Source organism: Exiguobacterium sp. HVEsp1, assembly GCF_002009685.1.
GTDB classification, from domain to species: Bacteria; Bacillota; Bacilli; order Exiguobacteriales; family Exiguobacteriaceae; genus Exiguobacterium; species Exiguobacterium profundum.
This window is the reverse complement of record NZ_KV917367.1, coordinates 1,147,354-1,173,472: the sequence shown is the minus strand read 5'-3', so window position 1 is coordinate 1,173,472 and position 26,119 is coordinate 1,147,354. Positions and strand designations below refer to the sequence as shown.

Below are 26,119 nucleotides of genomic sequence, written 5' to 3'. Positions count from 1 at the left end.
GTCACCTCTTTATTGTGCCTCTTTGGCCTGTGCATATGTGACTGAATCCGTTCGGACGATCTCACCATCGACTTCAATCGTTGCGGTCCCGACTTCGTCCGGAGCAATGACGAGCGTATACGAGTATGTTGTCGTCTCTGTGATTTTATCCCGTAACACTTCAATTTCACCACGCGCATCGACCGTACGAATCACGACCTCCACGGCTTTCGGTTTCTTGTCTTTTTCCGGTTGCTCGACTTCGACGCTCACTTCACGTTCGATGGAGACGTCCGTCGGTTCAACCCCTTCCGATACGATGACCGTAAGTTCTGTTCCCGGATCGACTGCCGTACCCGCCGTTGGAAGTTGACGGATGATTTGACCTTTAGGTACACTTGTCGAAAACTCATCCCGTCTCACGATTTTTAACTTGTTTTGATCGGCATAAGTCGATGCCTCGTCAAACGTATATCCCGCGAGATTCGACAGCTCGACTTTGTTGCTTCCTGTCGACACGACGAGCGTCACCGTCACTTCTGAAGGAACGACCTCCTCACCTGGGTCGAGCGATTGCGAAATCACATCTCCGCTAGCGACTGTTTCCGAAGCTTCTGTTTTGATTTCAAGGTCACTGAATGCCAGATCTTTTAACATGCGTTCAGCTGCTGTTTGGGACAATCCCTCCACATTCGGCATTTCGACGGTTTCTTTCCCGGCCGAAACGACGATGGTCACCGTCGTGCCTCGTTTGGGTTTACGCCCTTCTTGTGGGTTTTGCGAAATGACCTCACCTTCTTCGACGTCATCGCTCGCCCGCTCCGTCACTTCGACGACGAAATCGGCATTCTCAAGTTCAGAAGTGGCATCTCCGATACTCATTCCAACGACATCCGGAACGACGGCTCGTGACATTTCATCGGCGACCACGTATGCCGCAATGCTCCCTCCAATCAGGATCAACACGAGTAAAATCCAAATCCACCATTTGCGTTTCTTCTTTTTTACTGGAGTCACCGCTTCAGGTTCTTGCTCACTAGACGCTGTGACCGGAGTCGGTGTTACTGGCGTCTCTGGTTTTTCTTCAGGTATGACCGGTGTCATGACGAGCGTTTGATCGAACTCATCCTGACTGGCCGGAACACGTCTCGGCTCATTGGCGCGTTCACGGCTTAATGCAGTCATGCAGTCTTTCTTAAAGGCTGCGACCGAAACATGACGGGCACCTGGTGACTTCGACAATGCTTGCATGACGCAGTTTTCGAGTGCCTGTGGAATATTCGGATTCAAGTCCATCGGTCGAATCGGGTCATCTTGCAAATGTTGAAGGGCGACGGCGACGGGTGTCTCGCCAATAAACGGGACACGAGCTGTCAACAATTCGTACAGTACGGCACCGAGCGAATAAATATCTGACTTTTCATCAGCAAATTTACCGCGCGCTTGCTCAGGTGAGAAATAATGGACCGAGCCGAGTACGGACATCGTATGCGTCAACGTCGCATTCGACATCGCCACGGCAATCCCAAAATCGGTCACCTTCACGTTACCGTGCTGATCGATCATCATGTTCTGCGGCTTGATATCACGGTGAATGATTCGATTCGCATGGGCATGGTCAATCGCATCACAAATCTGTCCCATGATGCGTAGCGCTTCATCGACAGATATGTATTCCTCTTGCAAATATTGTTTTAACGTCACCCCATCGACATGCTCCATGACGATATAGTACAAATCTTCTTCATCGCCGACGTCATAAATCGCCACGATGTTTGGATGGTTCAGACTCGTAGCCGCATGGGCTTCTCGCTCGAACCGACGTATAAATTGTTCGTTATGTGAGAATTCAGATCGCAACACCTTGATGGCGACGGTTCGGTTTAAGATCTCGTCATGAGCCCGGTAGACATTTGCCATGCCTCCGCTGCCGATTTGTTGTTCGATCCGATAACGATCGTTGATTCGTTCTCCGCTTCGCATCGGATTCATCCTCTCTTTCTATCTGTGAATTGAACGAGGGCGACCGTGATATTGTCGCTTCCTCCCAATTGATTGGCTTCTGCAATGAGTTGCTCCGCTTTTTGTTCGGCGGATGCCGTTTGTTGTAATACGTGTTGAATCGCCACATCGGTCATGTGTGTCGTCAATCCATCCGTACAAATTAAAATCACATCAAACTCAGGGTCAGCGAGCACTTGCACGTCAGGTTCGACTTGTTCGCTTGAACCGATTGCCCGGGTGATGACATTTCGTTTCGGATGAACCCGCATCTCTTCTTCCGTCAATTCACCGAGTTGTTTGAGCACATTGACGTAAGAATGGTCCTCCGTAAGACGTCTTAACTCATTCGCCTGGAGCGCATAGACGCGACTATCTCCGATATGGACGATGACCACCGTTTCTTCATTCCAACAAACAGCTGCCACAGTCGTTCCCATCATGACAAGATTCGACTGCTTCGCAAATTGCAACACTTGATCGTTCGCCAAATCGATGTGGTGGCGGAACCATCGTTCGATTTCGACAGGGGTTGACGGGAGAGACGGGAACGCCCGTCTAAACTCTTCAATCACGATTTGACTCGCGACCTCTCCCGCTGCATGCCCACCCATTCCGTCTGCAACCAGGGCAATCCCGGTTATGGCATCACCTAAGATTAAAACTGCATCCTCATTTTGTGTGCGTACTTGTCCACGATCTGTTCGAAATGCTAATTCCATCTTTCTGATTACCTCGTTTCTTGTTCGCGCTCCTTCGCTCGAAGCTGTCCACAAGCGGCATCGATGTCCGACCCTTGCTCGCGACGGATTGTCACGTTCACATTGCGGTCTTTGAGCACTTTTTCGAAGGCAAAGATTTGAGCTCGCGGTGTCCGTACATAGTCACGTTCGAGTACATGGTTGACGGGAATCAAGTTGACGTGACATTTGATTCCTTTTAACAGGTCTGCCAAGAGATGGGCATATTCTTCCGTATCGTTGACACCACCAAAGAGTCCATATTCAAACGTGATGCGACGTCCGCTCTTCTCCGTGTAATAACGGACCGCATCCATCAACTTGTCCAAGTCAAAGGCACGGTTGATCGGCATGAGCTTAGTACGCAATTCCGTCGTCGGTGCGTGAAGTGAAATGGCGAAGTTGATTCGCATACCTTCATCGGCAAACTTGTAAATCTTTGGAACAATCCCACTCGTCGATACCGTGATGTGTCGTGCTCCGATGTTGAGTCCATTGTCATGGTTGACAGTACGTAAGAAACGCATTAACTCATCGTAGTTATCGAACGGTTCGCCGATTCCCATGACGACGATAGAGTCGACGCGCTCTCCTGTCGCGTCTAATGCACGTTGTACGTCGAGCACTTGGGCTGTGATTTCCCCGGCTTCTAAGTTTCGTTTCAAGCCGCCGAGTGTCGAGGCACAGAACGTACATCCGATCCGGCAACCGACTTGTGTCGTGACACAAATCGAGTTTCCGTATTCGTGACGCATGAGTACCGTTTCAATTGAGTACCCGTCCTGAAGTTCAAACAAGAACTTGATTGTGCCGTCTTGGGATTCCTGCTTGACCAATTCTTTTAACGTCGTCAATTGGAACGATGCCTCTAATTTGTCGCGAAGCGCTTTCGGAACGTTGGTCATATCATCAAAAGTCGTGACCCGTTTGACGTACATCCAATCATATAATTGTTTCGCACGGAATGCCTTTTCTCCTGCCTCGATCACCCATGCCTCAAGTTCGGGGAACGTCAACGAATAAAGTGACGGTTTTGCGCCTACGAGTGGATTCTTTTCTACTGCTTTTGGATTCATCTTTTATACCTCTTTCTTAAATGCGGCGATATAGAAGCCGTCGGTCCCGAATGTCGTCGGTAATAATTTTAGTTCAGCACGGTCCGATTCCATCATCGGACGAACAGATTGTGGGAGACGACCTTTGAGCGTTTCGTCCCACATCAACCCTTTCGACAGAATATAGTCAGCCTGCGTCTCATTTTCAGACGGGTCGATTGTACATGTCGAGTAAACTAGCGTACCACCTGGTTTGAGCAGTGGCAATACGGCATCAATGATTTGTCTTTGTATCTTTGGTAAGTTTTCGAGTTGAGCTTTGTCCTTCGTCCATTTAATATCCGGCTTTCGACGAATGACGCCAAGGCCCGAACAAGGGACATCTAAAAGAATCCGGTCAAAACTCTCTTCTTCAAACCGTTCACCTGCTAAACGAGCATCAAGGGCAAGTGCGGTCACTCCATTGATGTGTAGACGTTTCGCTTGTTGGTCAATCAATTTTGCTTTGTGCGGATGAAGGTCAAGCGCGGTGAGCGACCCACCTTGCATCCGCTCTGCCGTATGCATCGCCTTGCCGCCTGGTGCGGCACATGCGTCTAGGATGACATCGTCTTTCGACACGCCGAGTGCATCCGCGACAATCATAGAGCTTTCATCTTGAATCGATAGGAAACCTTCCTCGATAAATGGGGTCGCATGGACATTCCCAGACTCTACGACGAGTCCATCTGCCGACAGTTCCGAACGTGACGTCATGACGCCAGCATCAGCCAACCGGTTCATCATCTCATCCACTGAAATGCGCTTTCGGTTGACCCGAATCGTAACAGGAGCAGGTTCATTGTTTAATCGGCAAATCGCTTCTGCCGTTTCCACACCATATAACTCAATCCAATCTGATACGAGCCATTCCGGATGACTGTGCTCGATGGCGATTCGTTCTGCATCGGTCAAGCCACTAAAGTCCGGAAACCCTTCCCGAAGCACATTTCGTAACACCCCGTTTACGAATTTGCTCGTTCCGAGGTGATGACCTCGTTTTTTCGCGATTTCGACCGCCTCGTGTAGGACGGCCCGGTCGGGTACTTTATCAAGATAGAAGAGTTGATAAACGCTCATCCGAAGAAGCGGGAGGACAAACTTGTCTAGCTTCTTCGGCGAACGGATGCGGTCTTTCAAAATATAATCGAGCGTCCCTTTGCGACTGAGCGTCCCATATACGAGTTCGGTATAGAGACCGACATCTTTTGGGGCAACTTTTTTTTGTTTCAATGTATCATTGACGGCAATCGTCGAATACGCGCCGCCTTGTTCAATTTTCATTAGCGTATCAAGCGCTGCTTCACGTACGTTCATGAGTTCCTCCTAATCGGTCGCCAATCCGTAGCTTTTGTCCGGTACCACGCATGAAGGTTGCACCATCCATCCGTTTCTTACCTGCAGGTTGCAAATCGGTCACTTTGATGGCGACGTCGTTCCCTGTCGCCACGACAAATCCGTCTTCTTCCAGACGAACGACTTCTCCCGGCTGTCCCGAACCTGTCGTTTTCTCTCCCATGAACAATTTCACACGTTCACCGTCAAACGTTGAATAGGCCGTCGGGAATGGGTTCATTCCTCGAATATGGTTGTAGATGGACTCGCCGTTCATTGTCCAATCGATCTGTTCACGCTCACGGCTGATGTTCGGGGCAAACGTCACGTCTCGCTCGTCTTGAGGCACCGCCTCAATCCACCCTTCCAAGAAGGCCGGAAGCGTACGGATCAGAAGATCGCTTCCTGCTACAGCCAGTTTATCAAATAAAGACCCGACTGTATCCGTCTCTTCAATAGGTACGATGGTATTGGCAATCATGTCCCCTGCATCTAACTTGTCGACCATGTACATGATCGTCACACCTGTCTCAGACTCCCCATCAAGAATGGCTTGATGGATCGGGGCACCTCCGCGATATTTCGGAAGGAGGGAGGCATGTACGTTGATGGCTCCGTGAGGCGGGGCTTCTAGTAAGGCGGTCGGCACGATTTGTCCGTACGCCGCCGTCACAATCAAATCAGGCTTCAGCTCTAAAATTTCTGCATAGTCTGTGCGCACTTTTTCAGGCTGCAACACGGGAATACCGTGACGAAGCGCACACTCTTTTACTGGAGTCGGCTTAAGTTCACGTTTTCGCCCGACCGGTTTATCCGGTTGCGATACGACACCTACGACATTGTATCCTTCTTCAAGCAGTCGCTCAAGTACCGATACGGCGAACGTCGGCGTCCCCATGAAGACGATGCGTTTGTCTTTTCCAGGGTTCGGGACGGCGAGCTTGTTTGTGAACAAGACGCCATCCAAATGATCCATCTCATGTTGAATCGCACGAGCGAAAAAGCCGCTCGCTTGAATCGTATGTGTCCGCCCTTTCAAATCTTGATTCTTGACGACGATCGACTCATGTCGTTCCACGAATCCGAATTCGCCTGGGATGCTCAAACATCCCTCTAGTCCAACTTCTCGACCGGATGTTTCAATGATTTCCGGGTTGATCAAGACGAGCGGTCCCGTCTCATCATCGGTATGGACGACCGCGAGCCGCTGGTTCAAATTGACTTGCGGTGCCGCGACACCAACTCCGTCATACTCATACATCGTATCAAACAATCGGTCGACAGTCTGACGCAATTTTTTATCAAACTTTGTCACCGGTTCGCACGTTACGCGCAAAATGTCATTCGGTACTTCTACTACTTTATACATGTCTCTCCACCTCACATGAATACGTATGGGTTCACATCGATACTCATTTGATATTCTTTCTTGCTGATTGCTTTGGCTCTCGCTTGCTGTAATCGTGCCAGCTCGGCGTAAAGCGTATCGGGTTGTTTCGTTTTAATGAATACTTGATAACGATAGGCGTTCTTCAATTTCGATAACGGTGCCGGCATCGGTCCATTCAAGCGACTATTCTCCACGTGTGCTTGTAAAAAGTCTGATGCGAACAATTCTGCCTCGGCCTTGGCGACAAGGGGATTTTCCGCCGAAAACGTGACGAGCGTTAAAAACCAGTAAGGAGGATGATTTCCGACTTGTCTGAGTCCCATCTCTTTGGCGAAAAATGTCTCATAATCATGTTCACTCGCAGTCTCGATCACATAATGGTCCGGGTTATACGTTTGGACGAACGCCTCACCCGGAAGTTTTCCGCGCCCGGCTCTTCCTGCCACTTGCGTGACAAGTTGGAAGGTGCGTTCGGTCGCCCGAAAGTCAGGCATCCCGAGTGTCGCATCCGCCGCGAGTACCCCGACGAGGGTGACGTTTGGGAAGTCGAGCCCCTTGGCAATCATCTGCGTGCCAAGTAAGATGTCGGCCTCCCCTTCTTCGAAACGACGCAACAACTGCTCATGTGAACCTTTTCGAGACGTCGTATCCTGGTCCATTCGGATGATGCGCGCTTCTGGAATCCGGTTCAACAGTTCCGTCTCGATTTTTTGTGTGCCCGACCCGAACTGTTTGATTTTCTTACTATTGCAGGATGGACACGTCGAAGGCATACCGACCTCGTAACCGCAGTAGTGACACTTCAACCGATCTCCATATTGATGATATGTCAAATTGACGGCACAATGCGGACATGTCATGCCTTCCCCGCAGTCCCGGCACATGACGAACGTCGTGAATCCACGACGGTTCAATAAAATGACGCACTGCTCTTTTTTCTCGATCCGGTCGAGAATCCCTTGGAACAATTCTTCCGAGAACATCGTCGTATTGCCCTTCGCCAACTCTCGGCGCATGTCAATGATATGGACCGGTGGCATCTCACCGCCATACCGTTCTTTCAAATGCAAATAGCGATAGACGCCTTTTTGTGCCCGGGCATACGATTCAAGTGACGGGGTCGCACTGCCTAACACGACAGGACAACCGTGATAACGAGCCCGCCAGATGGCAACATCGCGCGCATGATAGCGCGGGTTCTCTTCTTGCTTGTACGTCGTCTCGTGCTCTTCATCTAAGATGATCAGACCGAGTCGGTCGAGCGGGGCAAAGATGGCAGAACGGGCACCGACGACGACGTCGACTTCATTCCGTTTAATCTTACGCCACTCGTCGTACTTCTCACCTTTAGACAGAGCACTGTGCAACACGGCGACCCGATCGCCGAAACGACGCTTGAAGCGTTTGACCATCATCGGGGTCAAACTGATTTCAGGAACGAGTAAGATGGCCTGCTTGCCTTCATCGATGACTTGTCCGATTGATTCTAAATAGACTTCGGTCTTCCCACTCCCCGTCACACCGTGGACGAGTAACGTCTCACCTGCTTCAGCCTCCTGTATGGCCAAGACGGCACTTGCCTGACTGTCGTTCAATTGAACCGATTCCTCGACTTGCTCGATCGTCGCGTACGGGTCACGGTTCAACTCGACCTCGGTCAATCGAACCGCTCCGAGGTCGGCAAGTTTTTGCAGTTGTGGGCGAGTCAGACCAATTTGACGTAGTGCCGACCAATACATGCGTGGGGTCTCCTTTAGTAGGTTGACCGCTTCAAGTTGCTTTTTCGCACGTTTTGGCACGACCGTTGCATCGAGGAGCTCGACGACGACGTCGGTCTTAACAGTCTTCTTTTCTTTTAAGACGGGCGCTAAGATCAGCTCCCCTTTTTTAGCGAGTCCAAGAATGACCGATTGGACTTCTTTTGGATACTCCGATAAATGCGTTCCGAGGCGGACCCCATCAGGCACATACCCTTCTTTGATTTCTTTGTCATAACTCACCTTGAGCGCGGCCGGAAGCATCGCGAGCAGGGCGGATGAACGAAAGCAAAGTGTCGTCTCTTTCACATGAATGGATAAAGCGAGCAGTTCATCGGTGAGTGAAGATTCCTCATCTAACAGCGCTTCTAACGGTTTTAATCCATCTCTCGTCCCATCTGACGTACCGACGACAATCCCGAGCAGACGACGGGACCCGAATGGGACAGAGACGCGCATGCCCGGTTCAATCAAAGCCTCAAATTGTTCAGGTACTTCGTAATCAAACGGACGATCAATCGTGATCACCGGTGCATCGACATGTACATGTGCAATCATCGGACCGCTTCCTTAAAGTGTGTGAGCAACTCGAACGCTAACTGTTTCTTCGACTGTTTCGGAAGTCGATGTGTCGTCCCGTCTGCATGGAACAAGACGACCTCATTGTCGTCCGCCCCGAATCCAACGTCACTGCCAGACACATCGTTCGCCACGAGGTAATCGACGTTTTTCCGCTTCAGCTTAGCTGCCGCATGCTCCTCGAGTCGTTCCGTCTCAGCAGCAAATCCGACCAACACTTGATGGGTCTTCTTCTCACCGAGTGATTTTAAAATGTCTGTCGTTTCTTCAAGTTCGATCATGAGTGGACCGTGAACTTTTTTATGTTTTTCCGAATGCACCGTTTTCGGACGATAATCCGCAACTGCCGCCGATTTCACGACAAGGTCTGAAGCCTCAAAGCGGCTCGTCACTTCGCGCAGCATCTCCTCACATGACTTGACGGGAACCGCTGTCACGCCATCTGGGACAGGAACTTGAAGCGGGCCATGGACGAGCGTGACACGGGCGCCCATGTCTCGAGCCACCTCAGCGAGTGCGACGCCCATTTTTCCAGACGAATCATTGGATAAGTAACGGACGGGATCGATGCGTTCGACAGTCGGGCCAGCCGTGATCAAGACATCTTTTCCAAGATATAGTTTCGGAACGAATTGGCTTTCGATGATGCGAACCAAGTCTTCCGGTTCAGGCAGACGTCCCCCGCCAATCCATCCGCAAGCCAAGTTGCCGACACCGGGTTCAATCAACTGATAGCCGTATGATTTTAGCGTCTCGATGTTGCGCTGTGTGGCAGGATGTTCGAGCATGTTCACATTCATCGCTGGTGAGATGATGACCGGGCACTTCGCAGCCAAAATGGACGTCGTAATAAAGTCATCCGCAATCCCGTTCGCCAATTTTGCAATCGTATTTGCCGTCGCCGGGGCCACGACAATCAAATCGCTCGAGTCGACGACATCGATATGTGCAATCTTTGTCGGGTCATGCTCTTCGAACACGTCCGTATAGACCGGGTTGCGACTGAGCGCCTGGAAGGTCGCCTGACCCACGAATTGTTCTGCCGACTTCGTCATCGCGACGCGAACATTCGCTCCGGCTTGAACCAATTTCGATGTGAGCGCACACGCCTTATAGGCGGCGATGCCACCACTCACACATAACAAAATAGTACGATCCTTCACCATTCCCAAACTCCCCCTTATAGACAATGAGACCCAAGTCGCAAACGACTTGGGTCACACTTCATCCGTTGTTTTTTTCGTTCACGATGATTGTCGTATCACCCGAAAATAGTTCTTCTAACGCTTGACCGACCGGCTTATATGATTTTGGCTCGGCGACTTTCGGTGCTTTTCCATCTTGAATCTGACGCGCCCGTTTTGCAGCGACCGTAACGATCGTGTATTTTGACGGGATAGTACGTTGTAAGGCATCAATCGAAGGGTATAACATTAAATGACCTCCATCATGGCTTTTTTATAGAGTGACGCAACACGTTCACGTTTACAATGCTCGGCTGTCACGATCGCTTTAATTCGATCGATGGCTTTGTCGACCTCGTCGTTCGTGACGACATAGTCGTAGGCGTCCATCAACTCGATTTCTTCACGCGCGACGAGCAGGCGTTGCTTAATGACTTCTTCTGACTCCGTGCCTCGTCCGATGAGACGATTGCGAAGTTCTTGAAGGCTTGGTGGTGCCAAGAATAAAAAGACGGCTTCTGGGAGAAGTTCCTTCACTTGGAACGCCCCTTGCACCTCAATTTCAAGAATGACATCTTGGCCGCTTTCGAGCGTTTCACGCACCCACTCTACAGGCGTCCCGTAATAGTTACCGACAAATTCGGCATGTTCAAGCAGTTCTTTTTGTTCGATCATCCGTTCGAACTCTTCTCTCGATTTGAAGAAGTAATGCACCCCTTCAACTTCCCCTTCACGTGGTTTTCGGGTCGTCGCCGACACCGAATATTGAAGGTTGTTGTCCTCTTCCTCGCGAAGAGCACGGCAAACGGTCCCTTTTCCGACACCGCTCGGTCCAGACAAAACGATTAATAATCCTCGTTCTTTAAAATTCACTGCAAGCCCTCCATCTTCTAACATCACATTTAATTATAATAGCAGTCAATCAATTGTCCCGGCAAGAAGAAGTTCGGATTTCCTACTCCATCGTACCATATTTTCTGTTTTTCTGATAACGTAGAGACAGAAAATGAACAAAGGTGATGAGATCATTGGCTTATGATGGATTAATGACATATCGTGTCGTACAAGAATTACAATCGCTCGTCGGAGGGCGAATCAACAAGGTACATCAACCGTATTCGCTCGATTTGATGCTTCAAATTCGCTCGAATCGTCAGAACGCGCAACTCTTGATATCAGCAAACGCGATGTATGCCCGTCTTCAGTTGACGGATACACCGATTAAAAACCCACAAGAACCGCCGATGTTTTGCATGATGCTCCGCAAACATGTAGAAGGTGGATTCATCACGGCGGTCGAACAAATCGGACGAGACCGTGTCATCGTCATTTCGGTCCGCTCTCGTAACGAGCTCGGCGATGAAGAATTGAAGAAAGTATACATCGAATTGATGGGACGCCACTCGAACGTCGTCTTGACGACAGAAGAAGGCAAAATATTAGATGCCATCAAGCATCTCCCGCCTTCCCAAAACACGTATCGGACCATCATGCCGGGTAGTGACTATCTCCTTCCGCCGGAACAACACAAGTTCGACCCATTGACGGAGATGACAGAAGGATTGAAACGAATCGATTGGAACGCCGGCAAGCTTGATAAACAGATTGTCGCCACGTTCGCCGGCGTCAGTCCGCAAATCGCACAGGAAGTTGTTCATCTCGCAAAAACGCCGAATCGCGACTCCTTACAACAAGCGTTTGAGAACGTTCTTCGTCAACTCGATGGACCCTACGTTTTCCAACAACTTGCGAACGGCAAAGAACGGTTCGCTCCGATCGCGTTGACAGCCGGGGACATCGAATCCGAGGAAACGTATGAATCGAGTAAAGAAGTGCTCGACCGTTTCTACTATGAAAAAGCGAACCGTGACCGTGTGAGACAACAAGCACACGATGTGGAACGGCTCTTGAAATCAGAACTCGAAAAGAATCAATTAAAACGCCGCCGCCTTTTGGATGATTTGAAAGCGACAGAACGGGCAGATGAGTTACAAAAATACGGCGAGTTGTTGACGACGTATTTATTCCAACTCGAGAAAGGGATGCGCGTCGCCGAAGTCGTCGATTATTATGACGAAAACGGTGCAATCCTCTCCATTCCACTCGATCCACTCAAAACACCGAATGAGAATGCGCAGCAATATTATAAGAAATACAACAAATTAAAAGTCGCAAAAGTGGAAGTGAAGAAACAGATTGAGCTGAACGATGCAGAAATCGAATATTTAGAGACGCTTATCGCCCAACTTGACGTCGCGTCACCGTCCGACCTTCTTGAGATTCGCGAAGAACTCGCAGAAGAAGGCTACATCCGTCAAAAACGACAAAAGAAAAAAGCGAATCCGAAGATTTCGCTTGAAGCGTATACGTCCTCGACCGGAATAGAGTTCTTTGTCGGGAAGAACAATACGCAAAACGACCATCTGACGTTCAAATTCGCACGCCGTGACGAGATTTGGCTTCATGTTAAAGACATCCCAGGGTCTCACGTCATCATTCGTTCGACCGAACCGGATGAAACGACATTACTTGAAGCCGCATCAGTCGCCGCCTACTTCTCGAAGGCACGCGCATCGAGTGGCGTGCCTGTCGATTACACACGCGCCCGCTTCGTGAAAAAACCGAGCGGTGCGAAACCCGGGTTCGTCATCTACACGGATCAACAGACCGTCTACGTGACTCCGGATGAGCAATTGATGAAGTCATTGAAACAATCGTGAACATGAAGACCCGCCATCGTGATGGCGGGTCCAGACTATAGACAAAGTATAGGTCTAATGTCTTTTATATGCCCAACCCGGACACGGCTCGCTTTCCTAGGGGCAAGCAGGGAGCCGCATCGCGACTGCGTCACTGCTGGGTCTCCCTTTGCTTGCTATTCCCTCAGGAGTCTCGCCTGCCCGTTCTTGGTCACCTTTTGTCCTTCATCCCATATAATGGTGTGAGAAGAACACACAGGGGTGGATCTGATGATCAACAAGTCGACACAATCCATCCTTCACGGTCTGACGAACGGAACGGATGTTGAACGGCGGGCCGAGGCGGATGATCGCGGGATTGATGACGGGCGGGCTCGGCGTTTACCTTCCCTTTCCCCTGATACATCGATTCGAAGTAAGTATCGAGCTTTTCTTCGGTCGTCGAGGCCTTGGAAGAAGACAAACGGCCGCCAGATGACGACCGTTTGCGTTGCTCGCCCGACGGCGCCCCGACTCCGACAGGAAAGCAATCCGACGGAGACCCAACAGCGACTTGAGTCGCGATGCGGCTCCGGGATTGCCTGCGGAAAGCGTGGGCGCCGGAAGGACGAGTTCGAACATGTTATTTGTCAACAAGCTGGACCCGTCATGATCATGGCGGGTCTTCTACGTGTAGAGGGTTCACGTTTTCGGATCATGCTTGAACGCCTCGAGCTGTTCATGATAGTCGAGCAAATGCCCGTATAAAATTTCTGAAACGGATAAATCTTCATGTGGAAGTTTGAAGAGTGAATAGGGCTTGTCACATGTATAGAGAATGTCGTGATGGTGTGCCAGTAAGTATAAGAACTCAGACTCAAACGCCTGTCGCTCTTCCTCACTCATCAAAAGGAAAGCTTCTCGATGCTCGGCGAGACTCTCTAGCAACAAGACCAGCTTGTCTTCAAGGTGAATCAACAATCGGTACTGTTTGATTGTCATATGCTTCAATTTGACGTTCGTCACTTTCATATCCTCTTGGAGCATCATATGAAGCTCTTGATGGCCAAGGATGCGGGCTCGCGTCTCGAGCAGTTCTGTCGGGGAACCGACGAGCTCTCGCCAATGATGGAACAGATAAGAAGAAGTCTTACGTACCTCGTTCAACAATCGGTCCTCATAACGGGGTGGCATGAATGCGTAATTGACACCGAGTGAAACGAACACACCGACCGCTGTCAATAACGAACGGGTCCACGCATAATGGAAGAAGTCCGATGTAGGACTTTCGAGCATCATGACGATGGCAAACGCTGCATACGTCGACATATGGGTCTTATCGAACGTCGTGTTGAGTGTGAGCGAAACGATGACGGCTAATCCGATCGAGAGCGGATTGACACCGAACAAATAGACGATGAAAAGTCCACACATAAGACCGACGACCGTTCCGAATATACGACTGAACACGATTTTAGATGACCGCTTGACGGTCGGTTGCATCGCCACGACTGCTGCGATGGCCCCCATCCCTGAATAGATCCCGAAGATATACCACGAGATGGCGACGGTGATGGCGACGGCGATTCCGGTTTTTAACGTACGTAACCCGACTTTCGGGATGTATCGTTTTCCATTCATTTCAGTTCGACCTTCCCTGTCTCAGAAATCAGTTCCACCACCGGTCGATTCGATGTCGACAATTGATACACACCGGGTTCGACTTCTTCGTAACGGTCGCTACTCGAGACTTTTCCAGTCGTCGTCACGTTCACTTGTCCTGTCGCATGTTTCGGCGCGTAACTGAGCGTCCCGGCTTCCGTCTGGATGGTCATCGCTTGATTGACGACGACATCGCTGACAGTCGCATGACGATAGGACCGAATGTCACCGGTCACAAGTCGTGCCGATTCGATAGTCGTATCGCTTTTCGATTCAATCCGCAGTCGATCACTATCAATCTGTTTCAAATTGACGGCATTCACATCCATGACAATCGTCTTCGCATTCAATCCTTGTCCTGTCACCTGCTCCGCTCCTAGATGAACCGATGTCATCGAGCTCGGCAAAGCGACTTTAATCTTATAGCGCGACGGTTCATCGCTCGCCCGACTTCCGAAATAGCTGAACCAGCCATATCGCTCGACGACGTAGATCGTGTCCCCGACTGATTTGACTTTGATGCGCCGTTCTTTCGAATTGGTCTGCATCACTTCAATCTGTACCTTTTCATTTGGACTACGAACAAATTCCACGTTCCCATGGTCTGTTTCGAGTCGCAATTTCTTCATTTGATATCGGTCTTCATACTGGTCTCCTAGCGCTAATAGATGACTGAATACAAATAAATTCACAAAAAAGAGCGCTGGGATGATGGTCAAGACGAGACCGAAGGCGATTTTACGATGTTTTGGAATTGCACGAAATCGTGCGTTCCATGTCTTCTCTTTGCTTCTTGAATACGCCATATGCCTCTCCTTTTCGAATCACTTCCGTTATTTTACCATGAAGTATGACATATGCCGAATCGAAAAAGAATCCGCCCGAAGGTGGATTCTTAAGAGGTGACGAGGTCGCTCCAGGCACGAGGATCTTCTTGCCAGTCGCGAAGCGAATCGAGCTCCGAACGGTTTAGAACGCCCGTACTCTCTGCCACTTCAATCAATTCTGAGAACGTTGTCAACGATGTTGCCGTCAGATCTGCATCGGCTAGATTCTTCTGAAGAACCGGTAATCCGTACGAGAAGATGGCTTGAATCCCAATGACGTCACCACCCGCCTGACGAATCGCCTTCGCCGCATCGATACTCGACATCCCTGTCGACAATAAATCCTCGATGACGAGTACTCGAGCGCCTGCCTCGAGTCTTCCTTCAATTTGATTACCTTTCCCATGCCCTTTTGCACTCGACCGGACATAAATGAACGGGAGACCGAGTCGGTCAGCGAGCAACGCCCCGTGAGGGATACCTGCCGTGGCCGTCCCTGCAATCACATCGACTTCAGTCGGATTCACTGACTTCACCAATCCATCGACGATGACTTGACGCACATTCGGAAAACTGAGTGTAAGTCGATTGTCGCAGTAGATCGGACTCTTCAATCCGCTCGACCATGTATACGGCTCAGTCGGTGATAGTGTGACGGCTTCAATCTGTAAAAGTGCCTCAGCGATTTGTTTCATTCATTTGTCCCCATTCCTTCATAAATTGATCGTACATGGCCATCGGATCAGTCGCACGTGTAATCGGTCGACCGACGACGATTGAGTGAACACCCGCCAGTCTCGCTTCATGCGGCGTCGCGATACGGACTTGATCATCCTCGGTTGCACCGAGTCGGATGCCCGGTGTGACCGTCATGAACGTGTCCCCGAGTTTCTGATGAATCGCTTTCGCTTCCTGGACGGATGCGACCACTCCGTCAAGTCCCGCCTGTTTCGCGAGTGTCGCTTGTCTGAGAACGGCTTGATCGAGTCGTCCGGCAATCCCGAGCTCTGTCTGCATCATTCGTTCATCTGTCGACGTCAACTGTGTGACCCCGATCAATCGAGTCGTATCGTTTGCCTGACGTAACCCGTCTAACGCATAGCGCATCATCTTTTCGCCGCCTAATGTGTGGACATTCGTCACAGCCACCCCGAGCTTTCCGATTTGTCGCATCGTACGGCGTGCCGTCTCCGGGATATCGTGTACTTTCACATCTAGAAAGACCGGATAACCCTCGTCGACCAATTCTTCGACAAAGCATGCGCCTTCTCGATAAAAGAGTTCCATCCCGACTTTGACAGCCGGTCGGTTTGAAAATCGTTTTAACAAATGAAACGCTTCGTCCCGCGTTTCAACGTCAAGGGCGAGATACAAGTTGCGCATAGGCCTTCCCCCTCACATCCAAAATATGTTCGATTCCGAGTGAATCAAGTCGTGCCGGTAACGCTCCAATGATTTCCTGACAGACGTATGGATTTTCAAAGTTCGCCGTCCCGACGGCAACGGCAGACGCCCCGGCGTAAATGAACTCAAGCACATCGTCTACCGTCCGAACCCCGCCCATGGCGATGATCGGTATGTTGACCGCTTGCGCGACTTCATATACCATCCGGACCGCCACCGGTTTGATGGCCGGACCGGATAACCCACCGATTCGGTTCGCTAAAATCGGTCGTCCTGTCTCGATATCGATTCGCATCCCAACGAGTGTGTTGATCATCGTCAAGCCGTCCGCGCCGGCCGCCTCGACAGCTCGCGCCATGTCCGTGATCGACGTGACGTTCGGAGACAGTTTGACATAGACCGGCTTACTCGAAGCCGCTTTGACGAGTCGCGTGAGTTCTGCGGCCATTACCGGGTCCGTCCCGAACTGCATGCCCCCACATTTCACGTTCGGGCATGAGATGTTCAATTCGATGGCTTTAATCGTCGGGTCGGCGCTGATTCGACGGGCGACTTCCACGTATTCATCTGGCGTCGAACCGGCAACGTTGGCGATGATCTCCGTATCGAACGTTGAGAGGAATGGTAATTTTTCTTCGATGATCGCATCGACACCTGGATTTTGAAGTCCGATCGCGTTGAGCATGCCCTGTGCCGTCTCGGCGACACGTGGGGTCGGATTTCCGAATCTCGATTCCTCCGTCGCTGCTTTGATCATGATGCCTCCTAAGATGGAGAGGTCATACAGTTTCGCGAATTCCTCTCCAAATCCGAAACATCCGGAAGCCGGAATAATTGGGTTTTTTAAACGAAGACCTGGTAACTCGACATTCAATCTCATAACAGCACCTCTTCCGCATTGAATACCGGACCGTCACTACAGACTTTCACATAGCCCCCCGGTGCTTGACAGACACAGGCAAAACAAGCACCGATGCCACAACCCATCCGATTCTCGATTGAGAGATATCGTTCAGGAATGGGCGAAGTGGCAACTGCCTTTAACATCGCTTCCGGACCACAGCTGAACAACACATCCGCCTCGATGCGTGCGAGGGGGCCAGTGACGAAGCCAAGCTCCCCGTGAGTACCGTCTACTGTCGTGATGATCGTCTCACCAAGTTCACGAAAGGCTTCTTCATAAAAGACGCTTTCTTTTGAATCAAACCCGAGAATCGCAATCGTTTCAATCCCCATCTCATGGAGTCGGCGTCTGACGTAGTAAAGCGGTGGGACCCCAATTCCTCCTCCGACCAGGACGACTCGCTTTCCATGTTGCGCTAGGGGAAAACCGTTCCCGAGCGGACCAAGGACGTCTAGTGTGTCCCCGACGCGTTTCCCCGAAAGCTCAGTTGTCCCTTCCCCAATCACTTTGTATAAGAAGGTAATTTCGTCCCCCTCGACGTTCGCCACCGATAACGGTCGACGTAACAGACCGGACGTTTTGATGTGAAAGAATGTCCCAGGGGCGATCTCCACCCCAGGGCAACGGACTTTCATTTCCATCGTCGCTTTGGCGATTTGTCGATTGCTGACAATCGTCACGTCATGTCTCATACCATCACCCCGAACGTTGTGAATGCCGGGATGCTGACCGTTTGGAACGACAGGCTTTCAATGACTTGTAACAACGCTTCGACTGTATCGAGCGAGGTAAGGCAAAGCGTGCCCTGCTCGGCGGCCGTTCTTCGAATCAAGAACCCGTCTTTCGTGACGAGTGCATCGCGACTCGTTGTATTGATGATCAAGTCGACGTCTCCTCGCTCGATCACACTGAGCATCGTCTCACCGTCTTCTTGAATTTTCCCGACTCGACGAACACGCATCTGTTCCGCTTCGAGACAATCAGCCGTCCCACTCGTTGCCATGAGTCGGAAACCGAGGCGGTCGAAACGTTTCGCCAAGGCGATGGCCTCATCCTTGTCATGGTCGGCAATCGTCATGAGCACGTTCCCTTTCAAGGCGATGTTCATCCCTGCTGCGACGAGCCCTTTATAGAGCGCTTTTTCGAGCGTGCGATCTGTCGCCATGACCTCCCCTGTCGACTTCATCTCAGGTCCGAGCGATGGGTCTACTTCTTTCAATTTCGCGAACGAGAAGACCGGTACTTTGACCGAGATACTGTCCGACTCAGGATGAATGCCTGTCCCAAGACCGAGTTCTTTTAAACTCGTCCCAAGAATCGTTTGCGTAGCAATTCGTGCGACCGGTAACCCCGTCACTTTCGAGATGAATGGGACCGTCCGGCTCGCACGTGGGTTCACCTCGATGACATACAAGTCATCCGCATAGACGAACTGGATGTTGAGCAGACCTTTGATGCGGAACGCTTTCGCCAACTTAATCGTATAATCGACGACTTTTTGTTTCAGTTCTTCACTGAGTCGTTGCGGCGGATAGACGGCAATCGAATCACCCGAATGTACGCCGGCACGTTCGATATGCTCCATGATCCCCGGGATATAGACGTCCGTCCCGTCACAGATGGCATCGACTTCAATCTCAATCCCCGTCAAGTAGCGATCGATGAGAACCGGTCGATCTTTTGAGGCGATGACCGCATGTCGCATGTACCGCTCAAGCTCAGACTGTTCATATACGATTTCCATCGCTCGTCCCCCGAGCACGTACGATGGTCGGACGAGTACCGGATAGCCGAGTTCGTTCGCACAAGCGACGGCCTCTTCCACATTTGTCGCCGTCTTTCCTGGTGGTTGAGCCAATCGTTCCGCTGACAATGTGGCTTCGAACGCCTTCCGGTCTTCGGCACGGTCGATGTCTTCGAGGGTCGTCCCAAGAATTTTCACGCCGTTCGCTTCTAGCGATGCCGCTAAGTTGATGGCAGTCTGTCCACCGAATTGGACGATGACACCTAGCGGGTTCTCGTTCTCGATGACCTCCAACACGTCTTCTGTTGTCAACGGCTCGAAGTACAACCGATCGGAGATGGAGAAGTCCGTCGAGACCGTTTCCGGGTTGTTGTTGATGATGATGGCTTCGTAGCCTGCATCGCGAATCGTATCGATCGAGTGGACGGTCGCATAGTCGAACTCGACACCTTGTCCGATTCGAATCGGACCTGATCCGAGGACGAGGATGGACTCCCGGTCTGTCTTCACCGCTTCGTTCTCCACTTCATACGTCCCGTAGAAGTACGGTGTCTCCGATGCGAACTCGGCTGCGCACGTATCGACCATCTTATAGACGGGACGAATGTTCCATTCTTTCCGTTTCGTACGAACCGCTTCCGTATCCATCGACAGCATACGCGCGATTGCCACATCACTGAACCCTAGACGTTTCACATCCAGCAGACGTTCTGATGTCAACGGTTCCTTAATCAGTTGTTGCTCAGCTTGCCAGATCCGGTTTAATTTCTGTAAGTAGAATCGATCGATTTTTGTCAGTTGGTGTAGCGTTTCTACCGAGTATCCGCGACGAAGAGCCTCATAGACGATGAACAGACGCTCGTCTGTCGGATGAATGAGTCCATGCTCGAGCTGTTCTGTGTCTAATGCAGAAAGTTGTGGAAGGTGAAGTTCTTCCATCCCCAGCTCGAGCGAGCGAACGGCTTTTAGCAAAGCCTCTTCTAAATTCCGACCGATGGCCATGACCTCACCCGTCGCCTTCATTTGTGTGCCTAAGCGGCGATCCGCGGACTCAAACTTATCGAAGGCGAAGCGTGGGATTTTAGCGACGACGTAATCGAGCGCCGGTTCGAACGAGGCGTAGCTCGTCTCGGTGACCGGGTTTTTTAATTCTGACAACTTGTAACCGACAGCGACTTTCGCAGCAAGCTTGGCAATCGGATAGCCTGTCGCTTTTGATGCGAGCGCTGAACTCCGTGAAACACGTGGATTCACTTCGATGACGTAGTACGTGAAACTGTCTGGGTCGAGTGCGAATTGGATGTTACATCCACCCTCGATCCCGAGTGCCCGAATGATATCGAGAGAGACGCTACGAAGCATCTGATAATCCCGATCTGACAGCGTCTGCGTAGGGGCGAATACGATGGAGTCACCGGTGTGGACTCCGACCGGATCAAAGTTTTCCATCGCACAGACGATGATGGCTTGGTCACTCGAGTCACGCATGACCTCGAACTCGACTTCTTTCATCCCGGCAATCGATTTCTCGAGCAAGACTTGCGTCACAGGACTCGCCTTTAATCCAGATTCAACGATTTGCTCGAACGATTCCCGGTCATGGGCAATCCCGCCACCGGTTCCCCCGAGCGTGTACGCAGGTCGGATGATGATCGGGTACCCGATCCGTTCCGCAAATCCCCAAGCAGATTCGAGCGTATGGACGATCTCACTTTCAGGTACGCCGTGACCAAGTTCGAACATCAAGTTACGGAACTGTTCCCGGTCTTCCGCTTGAACGATCGCAGACAGTTTCGTCCCGAGTAGCTCCACACCACAATCTCGCAAGACGCCCCGCTTGTCGAGTTCAAAAGCCAAGTTCAAACCGGTCTGCCCGCCAAGCGTGGCAAGGAGTGCATCCGGACGTTCCTGCCGGATGATTCGCTCGACGAATTCTGGTTCGAGCGGTTCGATATAGACACGGTCCGCCGTCGTCGGATCCGTCATGATGGTAGCCGGATTCGAGTTGACGAGGATGACTTCGTAGCCTTCTTCTTTCAAGGCAAGACATGCCTGTGTACCAGCATAATCAAACTCCGCTGCTTGTCCGATTACAATCGGTCCTGATCCGATTACGAGGATTTTCTGAATATCTGGTCGTTTTGGCATGTCAAATTCCCACTTTCTGTTTGTTTTCTTGTACGAGTTGCATGAATCGGTCAAATAAGTCGTTGGCGTCGAACGGTCCTGGTGCTGCCTCCGGATGATACTGTACCGAGAAGGTCGGGTGATGGAGATGTCTTACCCCTTCGATCGTTCCGTCATTGACCGCACGGTGTGTGACGATGAGCGGTGTATCGAGCAGTGACGTTTCCTCAACCGCATATCCATGGTTTTGAGAAGTGATGGTCACGGCACCAGTCTCAAGCTCGAGCACCGGATGATTCGCGCCACGATGTCCGAACGGAAGCTTGAAGGTGTTTGCACCGTTTGCGAGAGCAATCAGCTGGTGACCGAGACAAATTCCGAACATCGGTGTCGTCGGCATCAGTTGCTCGATGAGCGGCAGTGCGGTCGGAACGTCTTTCGGATCTCCTGGTCCATTTGACAACATGATACCGTCCGGCTCATACCGTAATACGTCCTCTGCCGTCACATCGTGCGGAAAGACGACGACCTCACAATCTCGTTTCATCAACTCGCGCATGATTCCAAGTTTCGCCCCGAAGTCGATCAAAGCGATGCGAGGGCCGGTTCCCGTACTCACATAAGTCCGCTTCGTCGATACGCGTGCGACTTGATCGTTCGGCGATTCTTCATCAAAGCGGATCCGTACCTCGTCCCACGTCAACTCTCCATCGATGAGGACACCGCGCATGACCCCTTTCGCTCGTAAATGACGTGTCAACATCCGTGTATCGATATCCGAGAGCCCCGGAATGCCGAAGCGGGTGAGTGTCGCATCGAGTGTCGCCGTTGAACGGAAGTTCGAAGGCGTATCGCATGCTTCTTTTACAATCAACGCTTTTGCCATCGGAATCGTCGTTTCAAAATCCTCACGATTGACGCCATAGTTCCCAATCAATGGGTTCGTCAGTACAATCATTTGGTCGCAGTATGATGGATCTGATAAGATTTCTTGGTATCCTGTCATCCCTGTCTGGAAGACGACTTCCCCCATCGTATCAGCCGGTGCCCCGAATCCTTTACCGACAAATTTCATTCCATCTTCAAGCCATAATGTTCGTTTCATCAAATCGCCCCTTATATACAATTTCGCCACCGACCATCGTCATGACCGGCCATCCGACAAGCTTTTCCCCTGCGAACGGTGTATTCTTTCCTTTTGAATAAAATGTCGTAGGATCGACCGTCCGAGACGTTTCCGTATCGATGAGAATCAGGTCCGCATCCGCCCCAACTTTCAGTTCCCCTCTTGATAAACCGAATACGTCGCTCGGACGTTTCGTCATCCAGTCGAGCAACTGACGCTCTTCCATGATGCCCGTCTTCACGAATGTCGTGTAGAGAAGTGGAAGGGCCGTCTCGAAACCGGTAATCCCAAACGGAGCCCGCTCTATCCCTTGTGCCTTTTCTTCTGCTGTGTGGGGAGCATGATCCGTTGCGATCATGTCAATCGTTCCGTCAAACAATCCCTCAAGGAGGGCCTGTCGATCATCCTCGCTTCGTAGCGGTGGATTCATCTTGAAGTTTGCATCGAGTCCTGGAATATCATCCTCACTCAAGACGAGATGATGCGGCGTCACTTCTGCAGTCACGTGAATGCCGGCTCGTTTCGCATCCCGAATGACACGAACCGATTGGCGGGATGAGACGTGACAGACATGATAATGACACCCTGTCTCTTCAGCAATCAAAACGTCGCGAGCGATATGGATGCTCTCTGCAAGGCTCGGAATTCCTTGAATGCCATGCGCCTCACTGAATTTGCCCTCGTGGACCGATCCGGCCTTCAACGTATTGTCCTCACAGTGGGCGACGACTGCTTTGTTCAATCGTTTCGCTTCACGCATGGCTTGTCGCATCATCGCCGCCGATTGGACACCAACACCGTCATCCGTAAAGGCGAAGGCATCTGCGAGCGATTCCATGTCGACCTGTTCTTCACCGAGCTGTCGTTTCGTGATAGCGGCGTAAGGTAACACACGTACGACCGCATCTTGTTCGATTTTTTGAAGGAGGACGTCCATTGTTTCGCGATTGTCTGGAACCGGTCTCGTGTTCGGCATCGAGCAGATGGTCGTGAACCCGCCCGCCGCGGCAGCCATCGTTCCCGTCCGAATCGTCTCTTTCGCCTCGCCACCTGGTTCACGCAAGTGGACGTGGACATCGACGAGTCCTGGTGCGAGCAGATAACCTGTCGCATCGAGCATTTCTTGTCCCGTGGTCTTCCCTTTATAGTCGAGTGATTCGATCTTTCCGTCTTTCACGTGAATGTTTGTCGTGCGTTTCGTTCCCTTGTCATACCATGTCGCGTTTTGAAGTATCATTGTTGTCCTCCTAATGCTCGATTTAAGATGCTCATCCGGGCGTACACCCCATTCTTCATTTGTGGGAAGATGCGTGACCGTTCATGTTCGATCAGACTTCCAGCAATCTCTACATCCCGATTGACCGGAGCCGGGTGCATGATGATGGCGCCTGCTTTCATTCGCTCGACGCGTTCGACCGTCAAACCGAACTGTGTGTGATACGCTTCTTTCGAGAAGACGTCTCCCATGATATGGCGCTCGTGTTGTACACGGAGCAACATGATGACGTCACATTCGCCTAGGATGTCATCGAGTTCTTTTCGCTCTAGCCCCATCGAGTCATCCCACCAAGAGGCAGGACTACAACCGACCACGTTTGCTCCGAGGCGCTTCAAGACGCTTGCGTTCGAGCGGGCGACCCGACTATGGACGAGGTCACCACAGATGGCGACGTTCAATCCTTGGAACGTTCCGAACTCTTCAAAGATGGTGACGAGATCGAGCAATGATTGGGATGGATGTTCCCCGCTCCCGTCCCCTCCGTTCAACACCGGGATATTCAACTTCTCCACAAGTTCGTGATAATAGCCCGCTTCCGGATGTCGAATGACGAGCGCGTCCACGCCGATGGCTTCGAGCGTTTTACACGTATCGTAGAGCGTCTCCCCTTTCGTGACCGATGACGTCGTCACATCGAACGGAATCTCTTGCATGTTCAAGTGGCGCTCGGCCATTTGAAACGAATTTTTCGTACGCGTCGAGTTTTCAAAGAACAGGTTTGCGACCGTTTTCCCATCAAATAGTGGGGGGAGGTCACCTTGCTTGTAGCGCAATGATTCTTCAATCATGCCCATGATCTCCTCAAGGGAAAGTGTGCCCAAACTGACGAAGTGTTTGACCGGTTTCACGTTTGTTTGCATCGTATTCATGTTCGTCTCCTCCTTTTATTAGAGGCAAAGAGAAAAGGCGCCTCTTCACCGATGTGAAGGGACGCCTTTATCTGGGCAGGGTACACCCAAATAAACGAGCCTTCACTTTGCCGACCTCACGGGATCGAATTAAAAGTTACTTGCTTGTTTCGTTTCTTCAGTTGTGTTGACTTCGACTGCTGTATCGTCTTCTTCATGCGGTAAGATGGCGTTTAACAAAATACCGACGACCGTCGCAAGCGCCATGCCTTGTACCGGGAAGCTCCCGATTTGAACCATCGCACCACCGAGTCCGATGACGAGGATGACCGATGAGATGATCAAGTTGCGCTTTTCTGCCAAGTCGACTTTGCTCTCCACCATCGTCCGTAATCCGTTCGACGCGATGACACCGAACAAGAGGATCGAGATTCCACCTTTGACCGGGTTCGGGATGGTCGTGATGAACGCTTCAATGTGACCGAGGAATCCGAAGCTGATGGCCATGAGTGCTGCGCCGGCGATGACGTAGACACTGTAGACTCGTGTGATTGCCATGACGCCGTTGTTCTCACCGTAAGTCGTACATGGTGGTCCACCGAGTGCAGAGGCAACGGCTTTTCCTACTCCGTCTCCGAGTAGCGTGCGATGGAGACCTGGGTCTTTCATCGTCTCTCGTCCGATGATTTTCGACGTGACCATTTGATCTCCGATGTGCTCCGTCATTGTGACGAGCGCGACCGGAACGATGGCGAGAAGGGCCCCGACTTGCCACATCGGCATGTAGTCGACGAACACCATCGTGAAGTCAGGAAGTTGGAACAGGCTGGCTTGTTGAATCGGTGAGTAATCGATGATGCCGAATGCGGCTGCGACTGCGTATCCTCCAACGATTCCAAAGAGGATCGGGACGGCACCCCAGACACCTTTCAGCTTCGTCATGGCGAGCATCGTGATTCCAAGTGTAAGCAGGGCAGTCGTCATGAACGTTCCGTTATAGGCACCGTCTTGATTCATCGACATGTCGATGGCGACCGGTGCGAGCGAGAGTCCGATGACCATGATGACCGGTCCGACGACGACGGGTGGGAGCAATCGGAGCAACCAGTTGACGCCCGTTTTATAGATGATCAAGGAAACGACCCCGTATACAGACCCGGCGACGATTCCGCCGAAGAGTGCGGCTTCGACACCCCATTGCTGGCTGACCGCTATAATCGGGGCGATGTAGGCAAAACTTGAACCTAAGTATGTTGGGACTTTGAAGCGTGTAATCGCTAAGAATGAGAGCGTGGCCACGCCGGAAGCGACGAGGGCGACCGATGTATTTAATCCTGTCAAAATCGGGACTAAAATCGTCGCTCCGAACATGGCGAAGACGTGTTGAAGACTGAATAATAGCCATTGTGGAAAGTGAGCTGGACGCTCGTGGATGTGTAGAACAGGTTGTTTCATTTTGAA

22 protein-coding genes are annotated in these 26,119 nt (G+C 51.2%); 2 read left to right on the top strand and 20 right to left on the bottom strand.

Going from position 1 to position 26,119, the window contains the following annotated elements; genetic code table 11:
- Nucleotides 1-9: 9 nt before the first annotated feature.
- Genes pknB through gmk form a run of 9 tightly spaced genes read right to left on the bottom strand, consistent with a single transcriptional unit; the run spans nt 10 to nt 10,956 of the window.
- A complete protein-coding gene (gene pknB / locus BV910_RS06020) occupies nt 10-1,962 on the bottom strand; it encodes a Stk1 family PASTA domain-containing Ser/Thr kinase (RefSeq protein ID WP_078146674.1) in 1,953 nt (650 codons plus the stop codon).
- 5 nt (nt 1,963-1,967) lie between these two features.
- Complete coding sequence (locus BV910_RS06015) at nt 1,968-2,702, bottom strand: Stp1/IreP family PP2C-type Ser/Thr phosphatase (protein ID WP_078146673.1); 735 nt, start codon at nt 2,700-2,702, stop codon at nt 1,968-1,970.
- Between the two features lie 8 nt (nt 2,703-2,710).
- Nucleotides 2,711-3,796, bottom strand: coding sequence for a dual-specificity RNA methyltransferase RlmN (gene rlmN, locus BV910_RS06010; protein ID WP_015881342.1), 1,086 nt, complete (start codon nt 3,794-3,796; stop codon nt 2,711-2,713).
- A gap of 3 nt (nt 3,797-3,799) precedes the next feature.
- Nucleotides 3,800-5,131, bottom strand: coding sequence for a 16S rRNA (cytosine(967)-C(5))-methyltransferase RsmB (rsmB, locus tag BV910_RS06005; RefSeq protein ID WP_078146672.1), 1,332 nt, complete (start codon nt 5,129-5,131; stop codon nt 3,800-3,802).
- A complete protein-coding gene (fmt, locus tag BV910_RS06000; protein ID WP_078146671.1) occupies nt 5,118-6,518 on the bottom strand; it encodes a methionyl-tRNA formyltransferase in 1,401 nt (466 codons plus the stop codon). The genes rsmB and fmt overlap by 14 nt, the downstream gene beginning before the upstream one ends.
- Nucleotides 6,519-6,529: 11 nt before the next feature.
- Nucleotides 6,530-8,854: a primosomal protein N' gene (priA, locus tag BV910_RS05995; protein WP_078146670.1), complete on the bottom strand. Its 2,325-nt coding sequence runs from the start codon at nt 8,852-8,854 to the stop codon at nt 6,530-6,532.
- Nucleotides 8,851-10,041, bottom strand: a complete 1,191-nt coding sequence (coaBC, locus tag BV910_RS05990; protein WP_078146669.1) for a bifunctional phosphopantothenoylcysteine decarboxylase/phosphopantothenate--cysteine ligase CoaBC — start codon at nt 10,039-10,041, stop codon at nt 8,851-8,853. The genes priA and coaBC overlap by 4 nt, the downstream gene beginning before the upstream one ends.
- A gap of 58 nt (nt 10,042-10,099) precedes the next feature.
- Nucleotides 10,100-10,309, bottom strand: a complete 210-nt coding sequence (gene rpoZ, locus BV910_RS05985) for a DNA-directed RNA polymerase subunit omega (protein WP_015881337.1) — start codon at nt 10,307-10,309, stop codon at nt 10,100-10,102.
- Nucleotides 10,309-10,956: a guanylate kinase gene (gene gmk / locus BV910_RS05980; RefSeq protein ID WP_031421596.1), complete on the bottom strand. Its 648-nt coding sequence runs from the start codon at nt 10,954-10,956 to the stop codon at nt 10,309-10,311. The genes rpoZ and gmk overlap by 1 nt, the downstream gene beginning before the upstream one ends.
- 131 nt (nt 10,957-11,087) lie before the next feature.
- Here gmk and BV910_RS05975 point away from each other — a divergent pair, with 131 nt between their 5' ends.
- Both BV910_RS05975 and BV910_RS14895 read left to right on the top strand, forming a co-directional pair.
- Nucleotides 11,088-12,779 (top strand): Rqc2 family fibronectin-binding protein, encoded by a 1,692-nt coding sequence (locus tag BV910_RS05975; RefSeq protein ID WP_168169841.1) that lies wholly within the window; start codon nt 11,088-11,090, stop codon nt 12,777-12,779.
- A 249-nt stretch (nt 12,780-13,028) separates the two neighbouring features.
- Entirely contained in the window at nt 13,029-13,505 is a 477-nt protein-coding gene (locus tag BV910_RS14895) for a hypothetical protein (RefSeq protein WP_240499804.1), read from the top strand.
- Here the strand turns inward: BV910_RS14895 and BV910_RS05965 are convergent.
- From BV910_RS05965 to BV910_RS05915, 11 genes are all read right to left on the bottom strand, one after another.
- Nucleotides 13,440-14,378, bottom strand: a complete 939-nt coding sequence (locus BV910_RS05965) for an FUSC family protein (RefSeq protein ID WP_078146667.1) — start codon at nt 14,376-14,378, stop codon at nt 13,440-13,442. The two genes, BV910_RS14895 and BV910_RS05965, sit on opposite strands and share 66 nt — an antisense overlap.
- A complete protein-coding gene (locus tag BV910_RS05960; RefSeq protein ID WP_015881333.1) occupies nt 14,375-15,205 on the bottom strand; it encodes a hypothetical protein in 831 nt (276 codons plus the stop codon). The genes BV910_RS05965 and BV910_RS05960 overlap by 4 nt, the downstream gene beginning before the upstream one ends.
- 89 nt (nt 15,206-15,294) lie before the next feature.
- On the bottom strand, nt 15,295-15,921 hold the full coding sequence (gene pyrE / locus BV910_RS05955; RefSeq protein ID WP_078146666.1) for an orotate phosphoribosyltransferase: 627 nt from the start codon (nt 15,919-15,921) through the stop codon (nt 15,295-15,297).
- Nucleotides 15,905-16,609 carry an orotidine-5'-phosphate decarboxylase gene (gene pyrF, locus BV910_RS05950; protein ID WP_078146665.1) on the bottom strand — a complete coding sequence of 235 codons (705 nt, stop codon included), beginning with the start codon at nt 16,607-16,609 and terminating at the stop codon, nt 15,905-15,907. Before pyrF ends, pyrE begins: the two co-directional genes overlap by 17 nt.
- Nucleotides 16,584-17,510 carry a dihydroorotate dehydrogenase gene (locus BV910_RS05945; protein ID WP_078146664.1) on the bottom strand — a complete coding sequence of 309 codons (927 nt, stop codon included), beginning with the start codon at nt 17,508-17,510 and terminating at the stop codon, nt 16,584-16,586. The genes pyrF and BV910_RS05945 overlap by 26 nt, the downstream gene beginning before the upstream one ends.
- A complete protein-coding gene (locus tag BV910_RS05940; protein ID WP_078146663.1) occupies nt 17,507-18,226 on the bottom strand; it encodes a dihydroorotate dehydrogenase electron transfer subunit in 720 nt (239 codons plus the stop codon). Before BV910_RS05940 ends, BV910_RS05945 begins: the two co-directional genes overlap by 4 nt.
- Nucleotides 18,223-21,426 carry a carbamoyl-phosphate synthase large subunit gene (gene carB / locus BV910_RS05935; protein WP_078146662.1) on the bottom strand — a complete coding sequence of 1,068 codons (3,204 nt, stop codon included), beginning with the start codon at nt 21,424-21,426 and terminating at the stop codon, nt 18,223-18,225. Before carB ends, BV910_RS05940 begins: the two co-directional genes overlap by 4 nt.
- A 1-nt stretch (nt 21,427) precedes the next feature.
- Nucleotides 21,428-22,510 (bottom strand): carbamoyl phosphate synthase small subunit, encoded by a 1,083-nt coding sequence (locus BV910_RS05930; RefSeq protein WP_168169840.1) that lies wholly within the window; start codon nt 22,508-22,510, stop codon nt 21,428-21,430.
- Complete coding sequence (locus tag BV910_RS05925; RefSeq protein WP_078146660.1) at nt 22,488-23,768, bottom strand: dihydroorotase; 1,281 nt, start codon at nt 23,766-23,768, stop codon at nt 22,488-22,490. The genes BV910_RS05930 and BV910_RS05925 overlap by 23 nt, the downstream gene beginning before the upstream one ends.
- Complete coding sequence (locus tag BV910_RS05920) at nt 23,765-24,679, bottom strand: aspartate carbamoyltransferase catalytic subunit (RefSeq protein WP_078146659.1); 915 nt, start codon at nt 24,677-24,679, stop codon at nt 23,765-23,767. The genes BV910_RS05925 and BV910_RS05920 overlap by 4 nt, the downstream gene beginning before the upstream one ends.
- A 129-nt stretch (nt 24,680-24,808) precedes the next feature.
- Complete coding sequence (locus BV910_RS05915; RefSeq protein WP_078146658.1) at nt 24,809-26,113, bottom strand: uracil-xanthine permease family protein; 1,305 nt, start codon at nt 26,111-26,113, stop codon at nt 24,809-24,811.
- Nucleotides 26,114-26,119 lie beyond the last annotated feature (6 nt).

Excerpts from the sequence above, each read along its gene's own strand:
- pknB (WP_078146674.1), bottom strand. The coding sequence starts at position 1,962 with ATGCGAAGCGGAGAACGAATCAACGATCGTTATCGGATCGAACAACAA.
- BV910_RS06015 (WP_078146673.1), bottom strand. The coding sequence starts at position 2,702 with ATGGAATTAGCATTTCGAACAGATCGTGGACAAGTACGCACACAAAAT.
- rlmN (WP_015881342.1), bottom strand. The coding sequence starts at position 3,796 with ATGAATCCAAAAGCAGTAGAAAAGAATCCACTCGTAGGCGCAAAACCG.
- rsmB (WP_078146672.1), bottom strand. The coding sequence starts at position 5,131 with ATGAACGTACGTGAAGCAGCGCTTGATACGCTAATGAAAATTGAACAA.
- fmt (WP_078146671.1), bottom strand. The coding sequence starts at position 6,518 with ATGTATAAAGTAGTAGAAGTACCGAATGACATTTTGCGCGTAACGTGC.
- priA (WP_078146670.1), bottom strand. The coding sequence starts at position 8,854 with ATGATTGCACATGTACATGTCGATGCACCGGTGATCACGATTGATCGT.
- coaBC (WP_078146669.1), bottom strand. The coding sequence starts at position 10,041 with ATGGTGAAGGATCGTACTATTTTGTTATGTGTGAGTGGTGGCATCGCC.
- rpoZ (WP_015881337.1), bottom strand. The coding sequence starts at position 10,309 with ATGTTATACCCTTCGATTGATGCCTTACAACGTACTATCCCGTCAAAA.
- gmk (WP_031421596.1), bottom strand. The coding sequence starts at position 10,956 with ATGTTAGAAGATGGAGGGCTTGCAGTGAATTTTAAAGAACGAGGATTA.
- BV910_RS14895 (WP_240499804.1), top strand. The coding sequence starts at position 13,029 with ATGATCAACAAGTCGACACAATCCATCCTTCACGGTCTGACGAACGGA.
- BV910_RS05965 (WP_078146667.1), bottom strand. The coding sequence starts at position 14,378 with ATGAATGGAAAACGATACATCCCGAAAGTCGGGTTACGTACGTTAAAA.
- BV910_RS05960 (WP_015881333.1), bottom strand. The coding sequence starts at position 15,205 with ATGGCGTATTCAAGAAGCAAAGAGAAGACATGGAACGCACGATTTCGT.
- pyrE (WP_078146666.1), bottom strand. The coding sequence starts at position 15,921 with ATGAAACAAATCGCTGAGGCACTTTTACAGATTGAAGCCGTCACACTA.
- pyrF (WP_078146665.1), bottom strand. The coding sequence starts at position 16,609 with ATGCGCAACTTGTATCTCGCCCTTGACGTTGAAACGCGGGACGAAGCG.
- BV910_RS05945 (WP_078146664.1), bottom strand. The coding sequence starts at position 17,510 with ATGAGATTGAATGTCGAGTTACCAGGTCTTCGTTTAAAAAACCCAATT.
- BV910_RS05940 (WP_078146663.1), bottom strand. The coding sequence starts at position 18,226 with ATGAGACATGACGTGACGATTGTCAGCAATCGACAAATCGCCAAAGCG.
- carB (WP_078146662.1), bottom strand. The coding sequence starts at position 21,426 with ATGCCAAAACGACCAGATATTCAGAAAATCCTCGTAATCGGATCAGGA.
- BV910_RS05930 (WP_168169840.1), bottom strand. The coding sequence starts at position 22,510 with ATGAAACGAACATTATGGCTTGAAGATGGAATGAAATTTGTCGGTAAA.
- BV910_RS05925 (WP_078146660.1), bottom strand. The coding sequence starts at position 23,768 with ATGATACTTCAAAACGCGACATGGTATGACAAGGGAACGAAACGCACG.
- BV910_RS05920 (WP_078146659.1), bottom strand. The coding sequence starts at position 24,679 with ATGAATACGATGCAAACAAACGTGAAACCGGTCAAACACTTCGTCAGT.
- BV910_RS05915 (WP_078146658.1), bottom strand. The coding sequence starts at position 26,113 with ATGAAACAACCTGTTCTACACATCCACGAGCGTCCAGCTCACTTTCCA.